The organism is Bartonella vinsonii subsp. berkhoffii ATCC 51672 (assembly GCF_902825225.1).
In the GTDB taxonomy this organism is placed as follows: Bacteria; Pseudomonadota; Alphaproteobacteria; order Rhizobiales; family Rhizobiaceae; genus Bartonella; species Bartonella berkhoffii.
Map to the genome: position 1 here is coordinate 67845 of NZ_CADEAK010000002.1, position 18735 is coordinate 86579.

Genomic DNA, 18735 nt, shown 5'->3' on the forward strand with positions numbered 1-18735 from the left:
ACTTTCTATAATAAATCGTTTTTTTACTGAGTACCTCTTTTAAAACGCTTGCGCAATGTGCTTCTTAAGCTAAGGTTAACGCATCTTAAGAGCAGGACTACAAGCTAATAGGTTTCTTTGCAGAAAACCGCTGTAAAGAGCGACGTTTGTCACAATAATAAGCGACCCCAAATTGCGCTATAATACCACTTACAATAAGGAGAGTATCGGAAAAAAACGTTCCTGTCATCACTGTTTTTAAAACTTGTCCAAACATAGCAAATACTGTTCCGGTCACAAAGACTGGTAAACTATGTTTTCCTAAGATTGCTAAGGGATGTTGTGGTGAGACACGAAAGCACGCACTCAAGCGCGGCAAACAGAGGAACAGCGTTGCTAAAGCAATCACATGGAGCAGACGCGGCAAGCTTAAAAAAGTTTTATTAAAATTCATCAAAGGGGAAGAAGACCAGCCAAACCACTCTATAACACCCCACCAATTCAAGCGAACCCATAACAACGAAAGCAAAAGATAGCCAACAGCAAGCACAAGCCAAAAAGGCTGACAGACGATAGTTTTTCCTTGTTTAAGAGAAAAAGTGCTTATTAAGCCTATGACAAACAAAAATTGCCAAGACAAAGGATTCAAAAACCACTGTCCTGGTAAAGGATAAGAAGGTGGAGCAATCTCATAAACTCCACAGAGGAGATAGAGCATGAATGACCCCAAAAGCAGCAACCCTTTTTGTTTACAACTCCAATAAAGGAGAAGAGGTGCAAAAAACATCAGAGTAATATAAAGGGGAAGAATATTGTTATATCCCAATTGATGCCCAAAACTTAAGATGCTCAAAAAAGCAACAAAAGGTTGGGTATAAAAGAGGCCCACATTATTCATCATTAAAAGTTGCTCTGTACGCCATAATAAAAAGGCTCCTAAAAAAAGGCTAAGCGTTACAAAAGTTGTAAAAAGGTAAGCTCCATAAAGCTGTAAAGCTCTTTGCCAAAGTTTGCGGACAATAAAAACAAACGACTTCTGATAGAGGCGCGCATGAAAACTTAATCCAAGCGAAACACCTGAAAGCAAAACAAAAACTTCTGCTGAATCAGAAAAACCAAAGTTTTTATGTGTGATATGTTCGTATAAGGTTCCGGGAATATGGTTGATGAAAATCGTCAATAAGGCTAAAGAACGAAAAACATCAATGCCTGCATCACGATAAGAAGGATGTGTTTTATGCTTAACAACGGTTTGGACACTCATAAACGGACCTCCATACGCAACAAAAGAGATCATTCGCTTTTAGCAAAGCGCACTTATATGATGAAATTTTATTTTTAAAAGTCAAGTTTATTTTTTAAATCAAGGACTTTGCATGACAAAACAAAAAAATAAACCGCTTGAATCACATCCTCAAACGGAATCTTATCCTCAATTGGTTTTGACATTAGATGTTCGACGGTCTTTAGATCCTGAGCTTTTGCGCCAACTCTTAAAAACCCCAACTTCGCAAACCCAAAGCACACAAACCCAAAGTTTGCAAATAAAGTCTTTTGCATGCGTTATTCTCTATGATTCCCAAGATGATGAAGCTTTTCTACAAAAACGCGCTCAAATCTATGGAGAAGATATTCAAGGAAATGATATTGCTCTTCTCATTGCGGGTGACAGCCGCATTGCAAGACGAATAAAAACGGATGGCTTGCATGTAGAGGGTGATTTTAGCACTCTTGCAAACCTTGAAAATCAAAAAAAGGAGCAAAAAATCATAGGTTTTGGAAATGTGCGCAATCGCCATAGTGCCATGCTTGCTGGAGAAGCCGGCGTGGACTATCTGCTGTTTGGAAAACTTGGTGCTGATAAAAAACCACATGCACACCCGCGCAATGTGCAGTTAGGACAATGGTGGGCAGAAGTGATGGAAATCCCTGCCATTGTTCAAGCAGGAAGTGATTTTGCAAGTTTTGATGAAGTGCTCAAAACTGCTTGTGAATTTATCGCTGTCGAAGAAATCATTTTTACCCATGACAATCCCTTGATAATACTTGAAATGATGAAAGAAAAATGTAAAAATTTTCCCTTGTGATGCGGAGGAAGCATACATAAATAAAGCGTTTATAAAAATCCCACACGCTCATCCCTGCAATATCCAGTAAACACAGTGATAAGCAAAGGCTATAAAAATCCCTGCCATTGTTCAAGCAGGAAGTGATTTTCCACTCTTTGATAAAATCTTAAAAGCTACATATGAGTTCATTACTGGGGAAAAATCACTTTGGCATACGATAACCCCTTACCTTTACTTAAAAATGATAAAAATAAGGGAGAAACCAAAATACTTTCAAAAAACAGTACACTGCCTCAAATTAAATTAGATTTTTTAGTTAGAACTATACTTAATATAAATGATATAGAGTATTGAATATAAAAAATTTAATTAATTTACATTGTAAATGTCAAAAATCAGTAATTATATGACATTAGTCAGCATTAATATTATATAGGTCAAAATTTCTATATTGTAAAACTAGGGGGGACATAATGAATAAAATACAAACCAACAACGCATTTGCTGCAATAGAAGATCCTATCTATTTTCAAGTTCAATATAATAAAATTTTTTCTTTATTTGTTAGTAGATTTGATTGGAAATGTGATTTTTTTAAATGAATGCCTTTCTACATAGAAAAAAACCTTTTTATAGATGGTAAGTTAGGCCTCTTTAAAGAATGAAACACATGGTTACGTACTTTTACCATGTGAAGCTCAATCACAAAAAACAGATGCTGAATCAGAAGAATACAAATGTAGCGGTGTGGGGTATTCAAAAACAGTTAATAAAGAAGATATTGTCATTCTTAGAAATGATACATCTAATACTATTCCATCCTTGATAGCTAAAGAATATGCACATAGAATATGTCGATATAAATAAAGCTTGTATAGTTAAAATACAAGATGCAAATATAGTGATTAATAAGGGAAGTCTTGAACAAAATCTAAAAGCGTTGTCGTTGTATAGACAAGCTTTATTTAATGAAGTTTTTACAAGGTTAGGATTAAAACTTATAAAAGAAGCACAAAATTTAGAAAAAGAACTTAATTTTAAAAAATGTTTACAGGCAAGAAAAGATTTTGTAAAAAATTGTAAAGATCGCTTTAATTTTGAAATTAGTTTCAGTGATCAGAAATTATGTACATTTCTTTCAAGAATCATGTAAAAGACACAGTTTCCAAACTTACTCAACGATTAATAGACTCTGGTTTTACTATTAATAAAGATCAACTCCCTTATGCATTAGTTTAAATTTAAACAACGCCCACTGAGGGTTTGAAACAACTTCCTGAATATAAAGATGAGAGAGATTTTTTCGATTTTAAAAATGGAGAAAGAATTGGAGTATTCCAGCGGGGAATATTGAATCTCTTTCCGTGAAAGAGCAACTTATATAATAAGTTATCGTTTAAACCAAAAGAGTATTGAAAAATTTATGGACAACAGAGTGTGGATATATAATAATGATAGCATCTAAAATGGGGGAAAATGGAAAGGAAATACTATCATGAAAAGTACCCTTTCTCCGTTCTTCTCAGAGTTTGAAACCATTGAACAGGAAAACAGCTATACTACGTGGTTCCGTGAAAAAGCAGCAATGAGCCTTGCAAATCCATACCCTGCACTTGCACATGATGAAGTTATGGCTGAAATGGAAACTATCATAGAACAGCTTGAAGCTGAACAGAAGAAATTCTAATGCTACCAGTTGTCTGGTTGCCTTCGGCGCGCGATGATTTACCTCAAATTTTAACTTACATTGCGCAGGAAAATCCGCCTGCTGCTGCGCGGCAAATGAAAAAACTTCGGAAGCTTGTATCCTACCATTGTCCGAACATCCGTACCTGTATCGCCAAAATGAGAGGGTGCTAGGATTGCGAGAAATCATAGCGCATCCGAACTATCTCATATTGTACCGAGTAACGGCAAGGAAAATTGAAATTGTTACCGTAGCACACGCCCACCGTGAATTTCCACTCTCCTGTTGATTTAATTGCAAAACACATCACCTCTCCGTTTTAAGAAACTATAAATTACAGAAACTTTTTTCATTTTCATTGTGAATTTTCTGAAATTCCTTTATGACTGTAAAGGTGATTTTGGTCGTATACGCAACAACCAATAGGGAGCTAAAACCCCTAAGCTCTAGCGTAAAATGAACCCACTCTGTGGGTATCCCCGGATTCTCGGAGTTTTTGCTATGTCCAGGTTCTCTAAGCACTAAAAGCAAAAAACTGACTAGAGCTCAGTACTTGTTACTCCCGAAATACCAATACGAGGCCGCTCGCAACCGGTGGGGGGCATAAAATGCAAGCCAAAAATCTTTTTCACGATATTTTTAGGCAAAAAATTCGTTTTAAACGAAGAATGTTGAAAATGTCTCAAAAAGAATTAGGGAACCACTTGAGGGTAAGCGCGCAACAAATTCAAAAATATGAAACAGGATTAAATCATATAAGCGCTGGACGTTTGAACGAAATTGCCAATATTTTCCACGTGCCACTTTCCTTTTTTTACGTGGAGGTCATCACAAAACAACAGCCCCCATACCATCATGATGAAATCATCTGGAGCGAAGAAGAATACCTGCTTTTAAAAAGCTTTAGAGTTCTGAATTCTGTCAAACAAAAAGCAATTTTACAATTAATCTCTGATCAGAAGTGAAACTTCAAATAAGCATGGGAAAACACTCCCCTCTCCACTCATAAGCATTCCATAGAAGAAAGCATTTTTGCCCATCCTTTGATCATGCTTGAAATGACGAAGAAAAAATGTCAAAATCCCCACTCGTAATGGGGAGAGAGCATCTATGATAAAAAAAAGCACGATAAAAAGAAGCTTTTTCATCCTGATAGTGGTTTGGCTTGCAACCATTGTTGAAAGCTCTGCTAACCTCACCGAAGAATCCTCAAATCTTGAACATTCCCTCAATACCATCCAAGAATCTTCAGAGACAAAAGAACCGTTCCAGCCCCTACAAGCAGGACAATATGATCAAGCCTATGACTATTACATCCAAGGCTATTATTTGAAAGCTTTTCGTGAAGCATTAAGACGTGCGGAGCAAAATGATCCTTTTGCACAAACGCTTCTTGCGCGCATTTATATGGAAGGATGCGCTGTTCCTATTGATGGCGCGCGCGCCGCTTTGTGGTATGGACGTGCCGCAAAACAAGGGGAACCACAAGCGCAATTGCGTTATGGTCTTATGTTATTTGATGGTCATTTTATTGCACAAAATCAAGAACTTGGCGGACATTTTATTCAAAAAGCCGTAGAGGCTGGTGTAAAAGAAGCCTATTTTTATTATGGACAAATGCTTCTCTACAAAGCCTCTCGTGAAAAGCAGGCTCTTCCTGGTGTTTCCTCACAAAACCGTGAAAGTGAAGCAAATGAACAAGCTTTAAAATGGTTCTTAAAAGGCGCTGCCCTTGGTGATGCTAATGCTGCTTTTGCCGCCGCAAAAATACTTGCCACCGGCACATTAACACGGCCAAAGGATGACCGTAATGCACGCAAACTCATGGAAGCTGCTGCGCAAAACAAACATTTTGGAGCGCAAATTCTTTTGGCACAATGGCTTGTGCAAGGGCGTGGAGGAGAAACCGATTTTCAACGTGCTTTCCGTTTGCTTCTCAGTAATGCGCATGACATGATCCCTCCAGCACAGATTTCTCTTGCAAGGCTTTATCGGGATGGAATAGGCACAAAAGGCGATATCATCACGGCTGCCGCGTGGTATATACTTGCCAAGCAAGCGAAAATGGAAGCGCCTGACCTTGAAATGATGCTCCAAGGGATGAACAAGACACAATTGGAAAAAGCGCAAAAAGAAGCAATAAAGCTCCTTCCTATTTTTTAAGAAATCTCTAAGAACAATGCTGTTTTTTTACTTCCAAGAGATAAAATTTATAGAAATTCCGAGAGTTTTTGCTATGTTCAGGTGCTTTAAGCATTAAAAGCAAAAAAGCTGATTCGAATTCAGTATTTTCAAGCTCCCAGAATACGCATAAGAGGATGCTCGCAACCGGCGTGGAAATGCAAACACAAGATCTTTATAACGACATGTTCATAGGCAAAAAAATTCGTTTTAGGCAAAAAATGTTGAAAATGTTTCAGAAAGAATTAGGGCGCCATTTAGGTGTAAGCTCTCAACAAATTCAAAAATATGAAACAGGATTAAATCGTGTAAGTACTAAGCATTTGAAGGAAATTTCTGAGAGATTCGATACCCCACTTTCTTTTTTTACGCGAATATCCTCACAAAACAAGAACCTCCATACCATCATGATGAAATCATCTCGAGCAAACAAGAATATCTGCTTTTAAAAAGCTTTAGAGTTTTAAATGCTGTCAAAAAAAAAGCCATCCTACAGCTCATCGCTGATCAGAATGAGAACTTTTAACATCATGATATAGGGAGGCGCTACACTCTCTGTTCTTGACTTGCCTCACACACCTCAAAGGACAAAAATCCCTTCCCTATCCAGTTGGTAAACAATCCGTCTTCTCAGAACAGCACTCTTTTAGCTTCCCATTTCATGTGGTGCATTTTACAAAATTATCCAGCCAAGCTCCCCCTTAAATATTCACCACACATTCTCATAAAAACATCACATGTTCAAAGTCTTATGCCTTATAGTACCACACCTCAAACGATAGTATTTTACAATAAACAGGATAAGCATTCATGCGTATTTTAAAAAGGTAGCCTTCAAAAAGCAATGCTTGAAAATTTATTTGGTCGATCTGAAACAGCGCCTAAAGCATCATTTTATAATGGTGATGGAGGACGTGATCTTAACATGCAAACACAAAAATTGCTTTTTATCGCAATCATAAAAAGCAGCAGTTTATTAAACTATACACCGCAAGAAACATTTCAAGCAGCCTTAAATTAAAGCTGTGGCTATTATTCATTGATTAATTACCGCTTGATTGAAACCCGATATGTTGTTAGTGTAGTTATGAGTAGAGTTGCTCTTATTTCTGGAATAGAAACTTCTCAGAAGAGCCTAGCAAGAGTAAGGGGGATTAAGATGTTAAAATACTTATTACTGCCACCGGTTGTGTTGGTAGCGGGTTGCGCATCTTTAGGAGGTTATTCATCAAATTATGTTGATCAAAATCTTACGAAGCGTCAGGCAAAATTAGTCGCTAACGATTTTATTGGCAATATAAAAAGATCTTTACCACCAGCTACAACCACACTTCTTATAAAGAAAAATGATACAGTAGAAAATTTTACTCCTTTATTTATCAATCTGTTGCGACAAAATGGATATAATGTAATCTATATAGATCAACCTCAAAAGCAGAAAAACATGGGCGTAAATTTGAGTTATAGAATACGATTAAATAGTAGAGCTATAGTATCTCTTCTTCAGTATAATGTTGCCGGAGAGCCACGTGCTTATATAAGTACTCGTCCTAGATGAACCGGCTATTTAATGTGAACGTTATCTATATTTTAAACGTCAAGACTTAAAAGTTCTTGCGAAAAGCAAAAAGATTTGCACCTCAATAAAAACCCTCATTTTAGCCAGAGCGGATAAATTTTATTATATATTGTAACAATACAAAATAATGTAAATTACGGCTTTAAGACTTAAGGAAAGAAGAGTACTAAAAACAATGAAAAATGCTCCACACCCTAGCGAATTATTATGTGAAGATGTAGATGCAAAACTTGGCTTATCTGTGATTGAAGCAGCTGAATAGCTTTCTATTGTAGCATTTTCTAGGATATTGGTAAAATCCTCATAACGACATTTTCATTGACAAGTTCATTGGCAAAAAAATTACTTCAGATGAAAAAAGCTTAAATCGTGGCAGCGCAGGGCACTTAAAAGAAATTGCCTATATTTTGAATGTTCCGCTTGTCTTTTTTATGCTGGTCTCTTAACAAAACAATAACCTCCTGATGAAATCACATCAAGCATAAGGAATACCTGCTGCTCAAAAGATTTTAGAGTTCTAACCTCGATGAAACAAAGAGCCATTGTAACACTGATCTCTGATTAAAATGCAAGTTAACATTATACGATAGTACACACCAAGCTCTATCACATGAGACACTATAACAAACTCCGTCCTCAAATATTCATCACATATTCTCATAAAAACATCTCATGGTTTTACGGAACTTATATCATCTTCATCAATTATATCATTGCCATCAATTATGATATTTTACAACACAACGGGATAAATTCCCCCAAAAATTCTAAAAATTTTGTGCAAATTTTTAAAAAGCTTGCGTCTGAGCACTTTTTATGGTCTTGCAAAGAACTGAAAAGCAAAAATACATAAAGGTCCTTTTTACTTAAGCTTTTCTCTTTGCCAAAAACATGAGAAAGCCCATGAAGAGCACACAGGACCATGAGAGAGCTGCAAAGCTAATCAAAGGGATTTGAGCCTGAAAATAACAAAAGAGCTTACTGTTAAAGGCAGCAAAGAAAAGCGCCATAAAGACAACAAGAGAGTTCTTTTTGCAAGAATGGAATTGGATAGAAACGATGAAAATTAATGGCAATGAAATTCGTCCTGGCAATGTAATCGAGCACCAAGGAAGCTTATGGGTTGCTGTGAAATGCAATGCTGTAAAACCAGGAAAAGGTGGTGCCTTTAATCAAGTTGAAATGAAAAATTTGATTGATGGTACAAAACTCAATGAACGCTTTCGTGCTGCTGAAACAGTTGAACGCGTGCGCCTTGAACAAAAAGATTTTATTTTCCTTTATGAACAAGGGGATGCTTTAGTCTTTATGGATTCGCAATCCTATGAACAACTTGAATTGCAGAAAGACTTTGTTGGTGAGCGCGCTGCTTTTCTCCAAGATGGGATGACTGTTACCGTTGAACTTTATCAAGAAAAGCCCATTGGCATATCGCTTCCAGATCAAGTCACTGTAACGATTGCAGAAGCAGATCCTGCTATCAAAGGGCAAACGGTCACATCCTCTTATAAGCCTGCCATCCTTGAAAATGGTATGCGGATTCTTGTACCACCTTTTATTAATGCCGGTGAACGTATCATTGTCGACACCAACGAATTGATCTATTTGCGTCGTACGAATGAAAAAGGATAAATAAAGGAAGAACAGATGGCCCATTCTGCAATCATGAATGTCATGGTGCAAGCCGCAATGAAAGCTGGACGCTCTCTGGTGCGCGATTACGGTGAAGTGCAAAATTTGCAAGTGTCTTTGAAAGGACCAGCAGATTATGTAAGCCAAGCAGATCGCAAAGCAGAAAAAATTATCTTCAATGAATTAAGCAAAGCACGGCCCAAATTTGGTTTTCTGATGGAAGAATCTGAAGAAATTATTGGAGAAGATTCACAACATCGTTTTATTGTTGATCCATTGGATGGCACAACAAATTTTCTTCATGGCATTCCTTTTTTTGCTGTTTCCATTGCCTTAGAAAGTCAGGGGAAAATTGTTGCTTCTGTCATTTATAATCCCGTGAGTGATGAACTCTTTACCGCTGAACGCGGTGGTGGTGCTTTTTTTAATGACCGGCGCTGTCGTGTTTCCGCACGCCGCCGATTAGAAGATTGTGTCATTGCAACGGGCATGCCCCATTTTGGACGCTCAAATCATGGAGCATATCTTATTGAATTGCGCAATGTAATGGCGGAAGTTTCTGGACTTCGCCGTTTTGGCGCTTCTGCTCTTGATTTAGCGTATGTCGCTGCTGGTAGAACAGATGGATTTTGGGAAAACAATTTGCAAATTTGGGATATGGCTGCTGGAATATTATTGGTTCGCGAAGCAGGTGGTTTTGTTACCGATAAAGACGGAGGTGACGCTATCTTTCGCAAAAAAAATATCATCGCGGGCAATGAACGCATTCGCCTCAAATTGGAAGAAGCCCTCAAAAAAGGCATTTAAGCCTCAAAAGAAAAGTCTCCCTAAAGGCAATATTTGAGAACATCACTCTCCACTTTCTAAACCAGCATATTGCTAGTTCGCAAAGCTAGTGATTTTGAAACGGATAAAGCAGGCAAAAACACTCTATTTCGCAAAAAATATCATCACAGATAATAAATACATTCCCATGAAACGGGAAAAAAAACACCTCAACAAGGCATTTCTCTCTCAGATATTCGCCCCCTCTATCCTATACTGTCCATAATAATATTTCCCCCCCATTTCAATCCAAACAGTCTGGCACACCAGATTTGCAATCCTTTTAAAAGCCCCCAATTTTGCTAAAGCTATGATTGAAGCAACCAAGCCCGCTACCTTTCTCTCATCTTTCTGCAACACCATCAAAAAACCATCCCCCACGCACATCTTAAAGCCCCCCCTTGCGTTTTACTCTCAACATTCCTCAATATTTTTCACCAAAACACGCGAGAAACTCCAATAAATTACTGGATTTCTACGATCATTCCACACATTATAATCATTGAAAATACTTTATCAAATAGGAACGAGATTCGTGACAACGAAAATATTGATCGCTAAGAATCGCTGCTTCTATTTTACTCGCAAACTGTTCTTGTTCTTTTTTGATAGTTTCTTTCAGTGCCTCCACCTTTTCATCACCAAAAATAATTTTTAGCTTTTCTATTCCTACAAGACTCTCCCAAAAGCTTAACCGATCATAACATTCCTTATTTGCTACCTTCATCCATTCTATAACTCCCAATTTATAAGCTTCTTCAAATGTTGGAGACTCCTGATCAAAGCACAAACCTTTTTTATCCTCTTTATCTCTCTTTTTATACTCATTGAGTTTGTACTCAACTGTCCAATAACAACAATCAAAGTCAAAGGCAATATAGCCTTCTTTCATTGCATCAATAAGCCTTTTATAGTAAATAAAAGTTTCTCTTGCCGCTTTATAATCGTTGGAAATATCATACAATAATCATAAAAGCTCTCTTTTACAAATGCATAGTACCTCACAACTACTAGGCATAGAACCAAATCCTCCTATTATCTCTTTTAGCGTTTCATATTCTGTATATTTAGTTATATCTTCAAAGTAGATTTCTAAGGATGCTAAATCACGATAGTGCCCTGAAGCCTTATCTTTTTATTGCTGTTCGTACAGCGCCATAATCATATCATCAACCATATATAACCACCAATGAAGCAACAACATCGTAGGTTTGTGTTGTTTTTTTTCGTAAGCGGATCTATAAATCTTTTAACAATTATCCCATTCTTTTTCATCAATCCCACAACTTTACGATAAGTGGTCTTAAAAATTGGGCGCGTCATTAATTCGTTGAATCTTTCAATGTGCTCACCAGTGAGCTTTGCTTTCAGCGCCTACTCATAAAGAAAAAATGCATCTGCATATCCTTGTGCACAAATATCTTTTATCATGGGATGTCGCTGTCCACTAGCTTCAGAAATATGTCCAAGATTCTTTATCTTGAGTACACCTCTTTTCCACTGTTTTACTCCCTCATCCCATTGTTCAATCCATTCTCTTGGTATTTTTCGGGTTTGTTCAAAAAGTTTTTTCTCCCATTGTGCAATAATATCTTTATATATCTCACACTCGCGATTTTTGAGTGCCTTAGATTGCATCAATTGCTCAAGTGCCTCAATTAATTGCTTTTTATGTCTATTTGCGAATGCCAGCAGTAAACTTTCCACACAACACGCTATAACCGCCACACTTAACAAAATTTTCATTGAGAATTCAAAGTACCAAAACGCACCGATAATGATGATAAATAAAATCGTATCTCCGAACCCTGCATTCCAACTTTTTTCCACGCCCTTCCAAATGGAGTAGATTATACTCACCACTATAAGTATTCCAGCTATAAATATTATTTATCGTCCATTGCTGCTTTTTTATTAGTTAATCATTTGCGCAACTCTTTAATTGATTCTTTACCGTTGTATCAATATGTTTTATTGAAAACTTCAAAATACCATATAACCTAACATCAAAAGAACAACATACAAAATATAGATAATAACATAAGCAATTATGCAACAAATTGTATTTAATAATGCCGCTCTCTTTGCTTATAATCTCTCATAGGGTGCTGCGCGCTCAAAATCCGCAAAACGTGCGTTTTTATTATCGACAGATGCGTTTTTACCAACAACAGCCGCCCACAAAAAGCCGAAAGAGGACGTGCAATTGATAGTAAAACAATAAAAATACTAATCTTTATTGAGAGAACTTATTTGTGTGCAAATTGCAGTTTGGCTAGATGCGCATAAACCCCATTTTGGGCAACGAGTTGTGTATGTGTTCCTTCCTCAACAAGAGCCCCCTTATCCATAACAAGAATGCGATCTGCTTTCAAAATCGTTGCTAAGCGGTGCGCAATCACCAATGTTGTGCGATTTTGCATCAACCCTTCTAAAGCTTCTTGCACCAATTTTTCACTGTTTGCATCTAAGGCTGATGTTGCTTCATCAAGCAGTAACAAGGGAGCATTTTTTAAAATCGCCCGTGCAATACCAATACGTTGCTTTTGCCCACCAGAAAGCATGGTACCACGCTCCCCCACTTGCGTATCAAAACCGTTTGGTAAAGCTTCGATAAACTCGAGCGCGTTGGCGGTTTGAGCAGCAGCAATAATTTGCTCTTCATGAACATTTTCGCTCCCAAAAGCAATATTATCACGCAATGTGCCATCAAAAATAGCAACCTCCTGCGGAACATAAGAAATTGAGCTTCGCAAATCTTGAAGAGAAAGGCGGTTAATTTCCACGCCATCAAACCGGATTTGACCGCTTATTGGGTCATAAAAACGGAGAATCAAAGAAAAAAGTGTACTTTTTCCAGCCCCCGAAGCGCCAACAAAAGCAACCGTTTCTCCTGCTTTGACAGAAAAGGAAACAGAGCGCAAAATCTTTTCCTGTGGTCTGGAAGGATAACTAAAATCAACTTTGTCAAAAACAATGGCTCCTTGCACAGGTTGTGCCAAGGGAGCAGGAACTTTTGGTGCTGCAATGGTAGGTTGTTCTTGCAACAATTCGGCAAGCCGTTCAGCGGCCCCTGCCGCTTGCATGAGTTCTGCGCCAACTTCAGACAATTGTGCAAAGGTTGTGGCTCCAAAAACAGCATAGAGAACAAATTGCCCCAATGTCCCCCCCGTCATGGTGCCATCCAAAACATCGCGCGATCCAATCCATAAAACAGCAACCACGCTGCTAAAAACCAAAAAAATCGCAAAACCGGTAAAAAAGGAACGCAAGATTACCGAAGCACGCGCTGTCTGAAAGGCACGTTCAATCCACTGTGAAAAACGCGCAGAAACAAGTTTTTCAGCAGTAAAGGCTTGGACAGTGCGAATAGCACCAACCTGTTCGGTTGCCAAAGCGTTGGCATCTGCAAGCCGATCTTGTGCAGCGCGTGTACGTGTGCGAACTTTACGCCCAAAAACAACCAATGGAATAGCAACAAAAGGGATGGCAAGCAAAACCAGTGAGGAGAGTTTAGCATTGGTGATCACCATCATGACAACCGCTCCAATCACCACAATTATATGACGCAAAGCGATAGAGGCGGTTGAACCAACAGCTAATTTTATTTGTGTTGTGTCTGTCAACAGACGCGAAACAAGTTCACCAGAATGAGAACGGTCAAAAAAATCAGGGGAAAGTTGCGTAATATGGATAAAAACATCGCGCCGCAAATCGGCAACAATGCGTTCTCCCAAGGTGATAACACAATAATAACGGCAAGCAGAGGCAAGTGCGAGAAGCAAAGCTAAGACAAACAAAATAAAGAAGTAAAAATTGATATGCCCATGGCTTGAAGTGGAAAAACCATGATCAAACATTTGGCGAATAGCAACGGGCAAAGCTAGCGTAACAATGGCAGCAACGGTCAAAGCAAGAAAAGCAAAAATAAACAACCAACGATAGCGTACAAAATAAGGAACAAAAGTTGAAAGCGAAGACAATGAAGGCTTCGCATTGGAGGGTTTTACAGTTTTTTCTGAATGATTGAAAAAATTCATAGAATTTTGCTCACTTATAAGGTTGTCTATAACCGTTGATGCAATGATGCATCTTGAACACTTGTTTTTTGATGCGTGCTCAGTTATAGGAGTGGTACTTTAACCAATTTATCAAAAAGACAATAGAAAAGCACTTAAAAAAGTGAAAAAGTGCTATTTCATTTTAGAGATGCAAAAGGTTTGCCACATGAAAGCGAATATTCACCCCGACTATCACAGGATTACCGTTGTTATGACGGATGGCACCAAATATACAACGCGCTCCACTTGGGGAAAAGAAGGGGACGTCTTGAATTTAGATATTGATCCAACAACCCATCCAGCTTGGACAGGCGGCTCCCAGACATTGGTAGATCGTGGTGGTCGTGTTTCTAAATTCAAAAATCGTTTTGGGAATCTCGGACTATAAAAACCTCCTTCTGATTATAATAAGTGAAAAGATTCTTCAAAGCGTTGAGTGGTTGTTGCAACAGTCAATCTGCTCTAGCCCTTGAGAAAATACAGTTTTAGGACTTTTATAATTGAGCGTTTTGTCAATAAGCAAAGAAAGCTTAAACTGTCTAAATAGCAACTGAGAGAAAAAGAAACAGCTTAGAACACGAAGCGAACAACGCATTCACCAGACCAACAACCCGCAAACAAAGAAATTATAAACGCGGGTGGGGGTTATTTTCATTTTTTACATTCAAAAATTGTTCTGAGAAGCTTTAATCTTCAAATGTTGCCTGCTGCTCTACGCACATGCGGTCCACAAACCGCATGCGAAATTTCGCCATCCACCATCCGATCATGTTTTGACACATGACAAAAAAGAGTGCACAAAGAAAACACTCCCACCATCTCAGACTCTTTAAACAGCATGAAATTGAGGCGCTCGTGTTACCTTATGTGTGATTCTTCAAGCACAAGCTTTTTCGTGGTCTTTTGTCCATTGTCCCAAAGCAGCAAGATGGTTCATCCGTGCACGATGACAAAAAGCTTTTTGTGCAGCAGCAATATTTTCTGCTTTTCCACCCCATGCCTTTAAGGCAGCTGCTTGCAATGCCCGCCCATAAGAAAAGGTCAATTTCCAAGGCTGTTTTCCCAAAGCATTCATAGCAGACAAATGTGCAGTTGCTTCCTGATCAGACTGTCCTCCAGAGAGAAAAGCAATTCCAGGAACAGCCGCAGGAATAGTTTGTTTAAGAACCTGAAGCGTTTTTTCAGCCACTTCTTCAACAGAAGCGTTACGCGCATCTTTTCCATCAATCACCATATTGGGCTTTAAAATCATGCCTTCAAAAACAACACGTGCCTCAAACAATTCCTTAAACACAGTATTTAAAACAGCTTTTGTCACCTCAAAACAGCGCGCAATAGAATGTTGACGCGAAACCCCATCCATAAGCACTTCTGGTTCAACAATCGGCACAAGTCCAGCTTCCTGACATAAAGCAGCATAGCGCGCGAGAGCTTGTGCATTTTGCCTTAGTGCCCCTCTTGTTGGCAAAGTGTGTCCATCAATTGCAATCACCGCCCGCCATTTGGCAAAACGAGCTCCTAAAGCATAATAATCTCTTAAACGTTCACGAAGACCATCCAATCCTTCTGTAATCATTTCCTGAGGAAAAGCCGCCAAGGGTTTGGCACCGCTATCAACTTTAATACCAGGCAAAGCACCGGCATTACGAATCAGATCTGTCAACATTTGCCCAGATGATGCTTTTTGACGAATGGTTTCATCAAATAAGATGACACCAGAGATAGCGCTTTCCATGGCTTCTTTTGCGCTAAAAAGCATTTCACGATAAGCACGACGATTATCCTCGTTGCATTCAACACCAATGCTTTCAAAACGCTTGCCAATCGTTGCAGTACTTTCATCTGCGGCCAAAATACCTTTCCCTGCACAAACCAAAGCAAGTGCTATATCTTCGAAACGTTCATTCATTTAAAAAATCCTCTTTATTCTGTCTTAACTTCCAAAAGTGAGCAATTTACTCAAAAATGAGCAACACATTGGCATACTTTACACAATCCTATGGAATATAAATTCCCTTCACATCAGCTCTTTACGCCTGCATGAGAGCAAAAATACCAGGCAGAACTTTGCCTTCCATCCATTCTAAAAAAGCACCTCCTGCAGTTGAAAGATACGTAAAATCATGCGTAACACCAGCATGGTTGAGAGCAAAAACCGTATCTCCTCCTCCAGCAATGGAAACCAATTTCCCTGTCGAACTGCGTGCTGCTGCATAGCGTGCAACAGCGATTGTTCCTTGATCAAAGGGCGGCATCTCAAAAACACCAAGGGGTCCATTCCAAATAAGAGTAGCAGCCTTATCAATAACAGCATTGATAAAGGCAATGGAGCGTGTTCCAATATCCAAAATCATGCCCTCCTCAGGAATATCTCCAATATCATAGAGACGATGTGGAGTATTTTTTTCAAAGCGGAATCCCACAATTGCATCTACAGGAAGCAGAATTGTACATTGGCACTCTTGCGCTTTTTTAATAATTTTTTTAACCGTTTCCATGAGTGCATCTTCACAGAGAGACTTTCCAATATGAACACCCTGCGCTGCTAAAAAACTATTAGCCATGCCCCCACCAATGACCAAATGATCCACCTTTTCAACCAAATGATTGAGCACAAAAAGCTTACTAGAAACCTTTGCCCCTCCAACAATTGCGACCACAGGATGTTTTGGATTGCCAAGCCCTTTTTCTAATGCCTGCAATTCACACTGAAGCGAGCGCCCTGCATAGGAGGGCAACAAATGTGTTATTCCCTCCACAGAAGCATGCGCACGATGAGAGACTGAAAAAGCATCATTCACATAGAGATCGCCATGATGCGCTAAAGCTTCAGCAAAACAGCAATCATTTTTTTCTTCCCCAGAATGGAAACGCACATTTTCAAGCAGCAAAACACCACCATTTTGCAATGCCTCAACCGCTTTCTGCGCTGCAAGACCAATACAATCTGATGCAAAAACCACAGGTTGATTGATTATTTTTTCCAACACTGGCACAATGGGGCGCAGTGAGAATTCTGGTTCCACCTTTCCCTTGGGGCGCCCACAATGAGAAAGAAGGATAAGCTTAGCACCACGCTTTTGCAGTTCCACCAGTGTCTCTTTATGCCGTTTAAGACGCGTCTCATCACAAACCTTGCCTTGCGCCATTGGAACATTAAAATCGACCCGCACAAGAACACACTTTCGCGTAACATCAACATCATCAAGTGTCCGAAAACCCATCATTGCTCCCTCTTCACTTTCCGTTGTTTCAAACAAAAACGTACCAACTCAAACTTTCTCTCCATTCACTTCTTTGGCATAAGAGCAAAGAGACCCGCGCCTTCTATTTGACCCCAAGCTTTGTCTCCTTCAGGTGTTACTCTTGCAAATTTTGCTCATTGATGTGGTTAAAAACCAAGCCTACCAAAACAGAACACACCCTCACCCTTGAGACAACATTTTTTCTAGCGCATAAAAAACAATCTTCAACGAGGAACAGTCTCTCCTGCTTTTTTTCAAAAAACACGCTTCAATACTCTTACAGCAATTTGCCCTTTTATGAAAAAAGAGGACGAAAAGGTCCTCTTATATTGTTTTGGCAAAAGCTACAGCTGTATCACTCATACGGTTTGAAAAACCCCACTCATTATCATACCAAACCAAAACACGACAGAGCTGACCATCAATCACCTTCGTTTGATCATTGTGAAAAATGGCGGAATGTGGATTATGGTTAAAATCACAACTGACGAGCTTTTCCTCTGTCACATCCAAAATTCCTTTAAGCAGTCCCCGAGCAGCGGCGCAAAGAGCTGTATTAATTTCTTCAACCGTAGTCGAACGCTTAGCCGTAAATGTCAGATCAACAACGGAAACATTGGGGGTAGGAACACGAATCGACACACCGTCAAGCAAGCCCTTTAATTCTGGCAAAACAAGACCCACAGCTTTTGCTGCCCCTGTTGAGGTAGGGATCATAGAAAGAGCCGCCGCCCGCGCACGATAAAGATCCCGATGCATTGTATCCAACACAGGTTGATCACCGGTATAAGAATGAATTGTTGTCATAAAACCCTTTTCAATGCCAACAGTGTTGTGCAAAACTTGCGCCACAGGCGCCAAGCAATTGGTTGTACAAGAAGCATTTGAAACAACCCGATGCTCTTTATTTAAAGACTGATGATTAACCCCATAAACCACGGTAAGATCTGCGCCTTCAGAAGGAGCAGAAACAAGCACACGCTTTGCCCCAGCATCTAGGTGAACACTTGCTTTGTCATGCGCAGTAAAAATGCCGGTACATTCTAATGCAATATCGATATCCAAAGCTTTCCAAGGCAATTGTGCTGGATCACGTTCTGCGAACACTTTTATCAAACCACACCCGACATCAAGTGTGTCACCTACCACCTCAACGGGTCCCGGAAAACGTCCATGAACTGAATCATAGCGCAACAAATGGGCATTTGTTTCCACCGATCCCAAATCATTAAGAGCGACCACTTCAATATCTTTTCGCCCACTTTCCACAATGGCGCGCAAGATATTGCGCCCGATACGTCCAAACCCATTAATTGCAACGCGAACAGCCATTTTTCATTTTCCTTATCGATCTCTGAGAGTGCAACAAATGGACTTTTATTTTACCAGTCCCAAATCATGAACTCCAACAACCTTCACTATCTTGATCCGTTACTTTCCACAATGGTGGGCAAAACCAAAATATTGTGCCCAATAC

21 protein-coding genes and 1 pseudogene are annotated in these 18735 nt (G+C 39.2%); 13 read left to right on the plus strand and 9 right to left on the minus strand.

Annotated elements, in window-relative coordinates:
- Positions 1 to 97 precede the first annotated feature (97 nt).
- Complete coding sequence (locus J7R10_RS01245) at positions 98 to 1243, minus strand: OpgC family protein (protein ID WP_010705785.1); 1146 nt, start codon at positions 1241 to 1243, stop codon at positions 98 to 100.
- Positions 1244 to 1355: 112 nt separating this feature from the next.
- Here J7R10_RS01245 and J7R10_RS01250 point away from each other — a divergent pair, with 112 nt between their 5' ends.
- The 12 genes and pseudogenes from J7R10_RS01250 to J7R10_RS01305 all read left to right on the plus strand — a co-directional run bounded on the left by J7R10_RS01250 (position 1356) and on the right by J7R10_RS01305 (position 9934).
- Positions 1356 to 2066 (plus strand): thiamine phosphate synthase, encoded by a 711-nt coding sequence (locus J7R10_RS01250; protein ID WP_010705786.1) that lies wholly within the window; start codon positions 1356 to 1358, stop codon positions 2064 to 2066.
- An 820-nt stretch (positions 2067 to 2886) separates the two neighbouring features.
- On the plus strand, positions 2887 to 3201 hold the full coding sequence (locus J7R10_RS01255) for a hypothetical protein (protein WP_010705787.1): 315 nt from the start codon (positions 2887 to 2889) through the stop codon (positions 3199 to 3201).
- 342 nt (positions 3202 to 3543) lie between these two features.
- Complete coding sequence (gene relB, locus J7R10_RS01260; protein ID WP_010705788.1) at positions 3544 to 3735, plus strand: type II toxin-antitoxin system RelB family antitoxin; 192 nt, start codon at positions 3544 to 3546, stop codon at positions 3733 to 3735.
- A complete protein-coding gene (locus tag J7R10_RS01265; protein ID WP_208436374.1) occupies positions 3735 to 3908 on the plus strand; it encodes a type II toxin-antitoxin system RelE/ParE family toxin in 174 nt (57 codons plus the stop codon). The genes relB and J7R10_RS01265 overlap by 1 nt, the downstream gene beginning before the upstream one ends.
- Positions 3902 to 4024 carry a type II toxin-antitoxin system RelE/ParE family toxin gene (locus tag J7R10_RS10310; RefSeq protein ID WP_210160690.1) on the plus strand — a complete coding sequence of 41 codons (123 nt, stop codon included), beginning with the start codon at positions 3902 to 3904 and terminating at the stop codon, positions 4022 to 4024. Before J7R10_RS01265 ends, J7R10_RS10310 begins: the two co-directional genes overlap by 7 nt.
- A gap of 319 nt (positions 4025 to 4343) precedes the next feature.
- Positions 4344 to 4700, plus strand: coding sequence for a helix-turn-helix domain-containing protein (locus J7R10_RS01275; protein WP_010705789.1), 357 nt, complete (start codon positions 4344 to 4346; stop codon positions 4698 to 4700).
- 145 nt (positions 4701 to 4845) lie between these two features.
- Complete coding sequence (locus tag J7R10_RS01280) at positions 4846 to 5898, plus strand: tetratricopeptide repeat protein (protein WP_010705790.1); 1053 nt, start codon at positions 4846 to 4848, stop codon at positions 5896 to 5898.
- A gap of 176 nt (positions 5899 to 6074) precedes the next feature.
- A pseudogene (locus J7R10_RS01285) lies at positions 6075 to 6442 on the plus strand (helix-turn-helix domain-containing protein).
- A 318-nt stretch (positions 6443 to 6760) separates the two neighbouring features.
- Positions 6761 to 6937 (plus strand): hypothetical protein, encoded by a 177-nt coding sequence (locus J7R10_RS01290; RefSeq protein ID WP_155806780.1) that lies wholly within the window; start codon positions 6761 to 6763, stop codon positions 6935 to 6937.
- A gap of 138 nt (positions 6938 to 7075) precedes the next feature.
- On the plus strand, positions 7076 to 7474 hold the full coding sequence (locus J7R10_RS01295) for a hypothetical protein (protein ID WP_010705792.1): 399 nt from the start codon (positions 7076 to 7078) through the stop codon (positions 7472 to 7474).
- Between the two features lie 1080 nt (positions 7475 to 8554).
- Positions 8555 to 9127, plus strand: a complete 573-nt coding sequence (efp, locus tag J7R10_RS01300; RefSeq protein WP_010705793.1) for an elongation factor P — start codon at positions 8555 to 8557, stop codon at positions 9125 to 9127.
- A 15-nt stretch (positions 9128 to 9142) separates the two neighbouring features.
- Entirely contained in the window at positions 9143 to 9934 is a 792-nt protein-coding gene (locus J7R10_RS01305) for an inositol monophosphatase family protein (protein ID WP_010705794.1), read from the plus strand.
- Positions 9935 to 10141: 207 nt separating this feature from the next.
- On the opposite strand, the gene J7R10_RS01310 is transcribed toward J7R10_RS01305, so the two are convergent.
- The 4 genes from J7R10_RS01310 to J7R10_RS01320 form a co-directional block, all read right to left on the minus strand.
- The gene (locus J7R10_RS01310; protein ID WP_026501453.1) at positions 10142 to 10339 is read right to left on the minus strand and encodes a hypothetical protein; all 198 of its coding nucleotides are present in this window, start codon (positions 10337 to 10339) and stop codon (positions 10142 to 10144) included.
- A 112-nt stretch (positions 10340 to 10451) separates the two neighbouring features.
- Positions 10452 to 10916, minus strand: coding sequence for a hypothetical protein (locus J7R10_RS09770; protein ID WP_026501452.1), 465 nt, complete (start codon positions 10914 to 10916; stop codon positions 10452 to 10454).
- 410 nt (positions 10917 to 11326) lie between these two features.
- Positions 11327 to 11782, minus strand: a complete 456-nt coding sequence (locus J7R10_RS09775; RefSeq protein WP_244427527.1) for a hypothetical protein — start codon at positions 11780 to 11782, stop codon at positions 11327 to 11329.
- Between the two features lie 419 nt (positions 11783 to 12201).
- Positions 12202 to 13992, minus strand: coding sequence for an ABC transporter transmembrane domain-containing protein (locus J7R10_RS01320; RefSeq protein ID WP_010705795.1), 1791 nt, complete (start codon positions 13990 to 13992; stop codon positions 12202 to 12204).
- 187 nt (positions 13993 to 14179) lie between these two features.
- Between J7R10_RS01320 and rpmE the strand changes: the two genes are divergently transcribed.
- Entirely contained in the window at positions 14180 to 14401 is a 222-nt protein-coding gene (gene rpmE, locus J7R10_RS01325) for a 50S ribosomal protein L31 (protein WP_010705796.1), read from the plus strand.
- Positions 14402 to 14706: 305 nt separating this feature from the next.
- Here the strand turns inward: rpmE and J7R10_RS10205 are convergent, their stop codons facing one another.
- The 4 genes from J7R10_RS10205 to gap form a co-directional block, all read right to left on the minus strand.
- The gene (locus J7R10_RS10205) at positions 14707 to 14832 is read right to left on the minus strand and encodes a hypothetical protein (RefSeq protein ID WP_275039555.1); all 126 of its coding nucleotides are present in this window, start codon (positions 14830 to 14832) and stop codon (positions 14707 to 14709) included.
- A gap of 58 nt (positions 14833 to 14890) precedes the next feature.
- Positions 14891 to 15922: a class I fructose-bisphosphate aldolase gene (locus tag J7R10_RS01330; protein ID WP_010705797.1), complete on the minus strand. Its 1032-nt coding sequence runs from the start codon at positions 15920 to 15922 to the stop codon at positions 14891 to 14893.
- A gap of 121 nt (positions 15923 to 16043) precedes the next feature.
- Positions 16044 to 17240: a phosphoglycerate kinase gene (locus tag J7R10_RS01335; RefSeq protein ID WP_010705798.1), complete on the minus strand. Its 1197-nt coding sequence runs from the start codon at positions 17238 to 17240 to the stop codon at positions 16044 to 16046.
- 342 nt (positions 17241 to 17582) lie between these two features.
- Positions 17583 to 18590, minus strand: coding sequence for a type I glyceraldehyde-3-phosphate dehydrogenase (gap, locus tag J7R10_RS01340; RefSeq protein ID WP_010705799.1), 1008 nt, complete (start codon positions 18588 to 18590; stop codon positions 17583 to 17585).
- Positions 18591 to 18735: the final 145 nt, after the last annotated feature.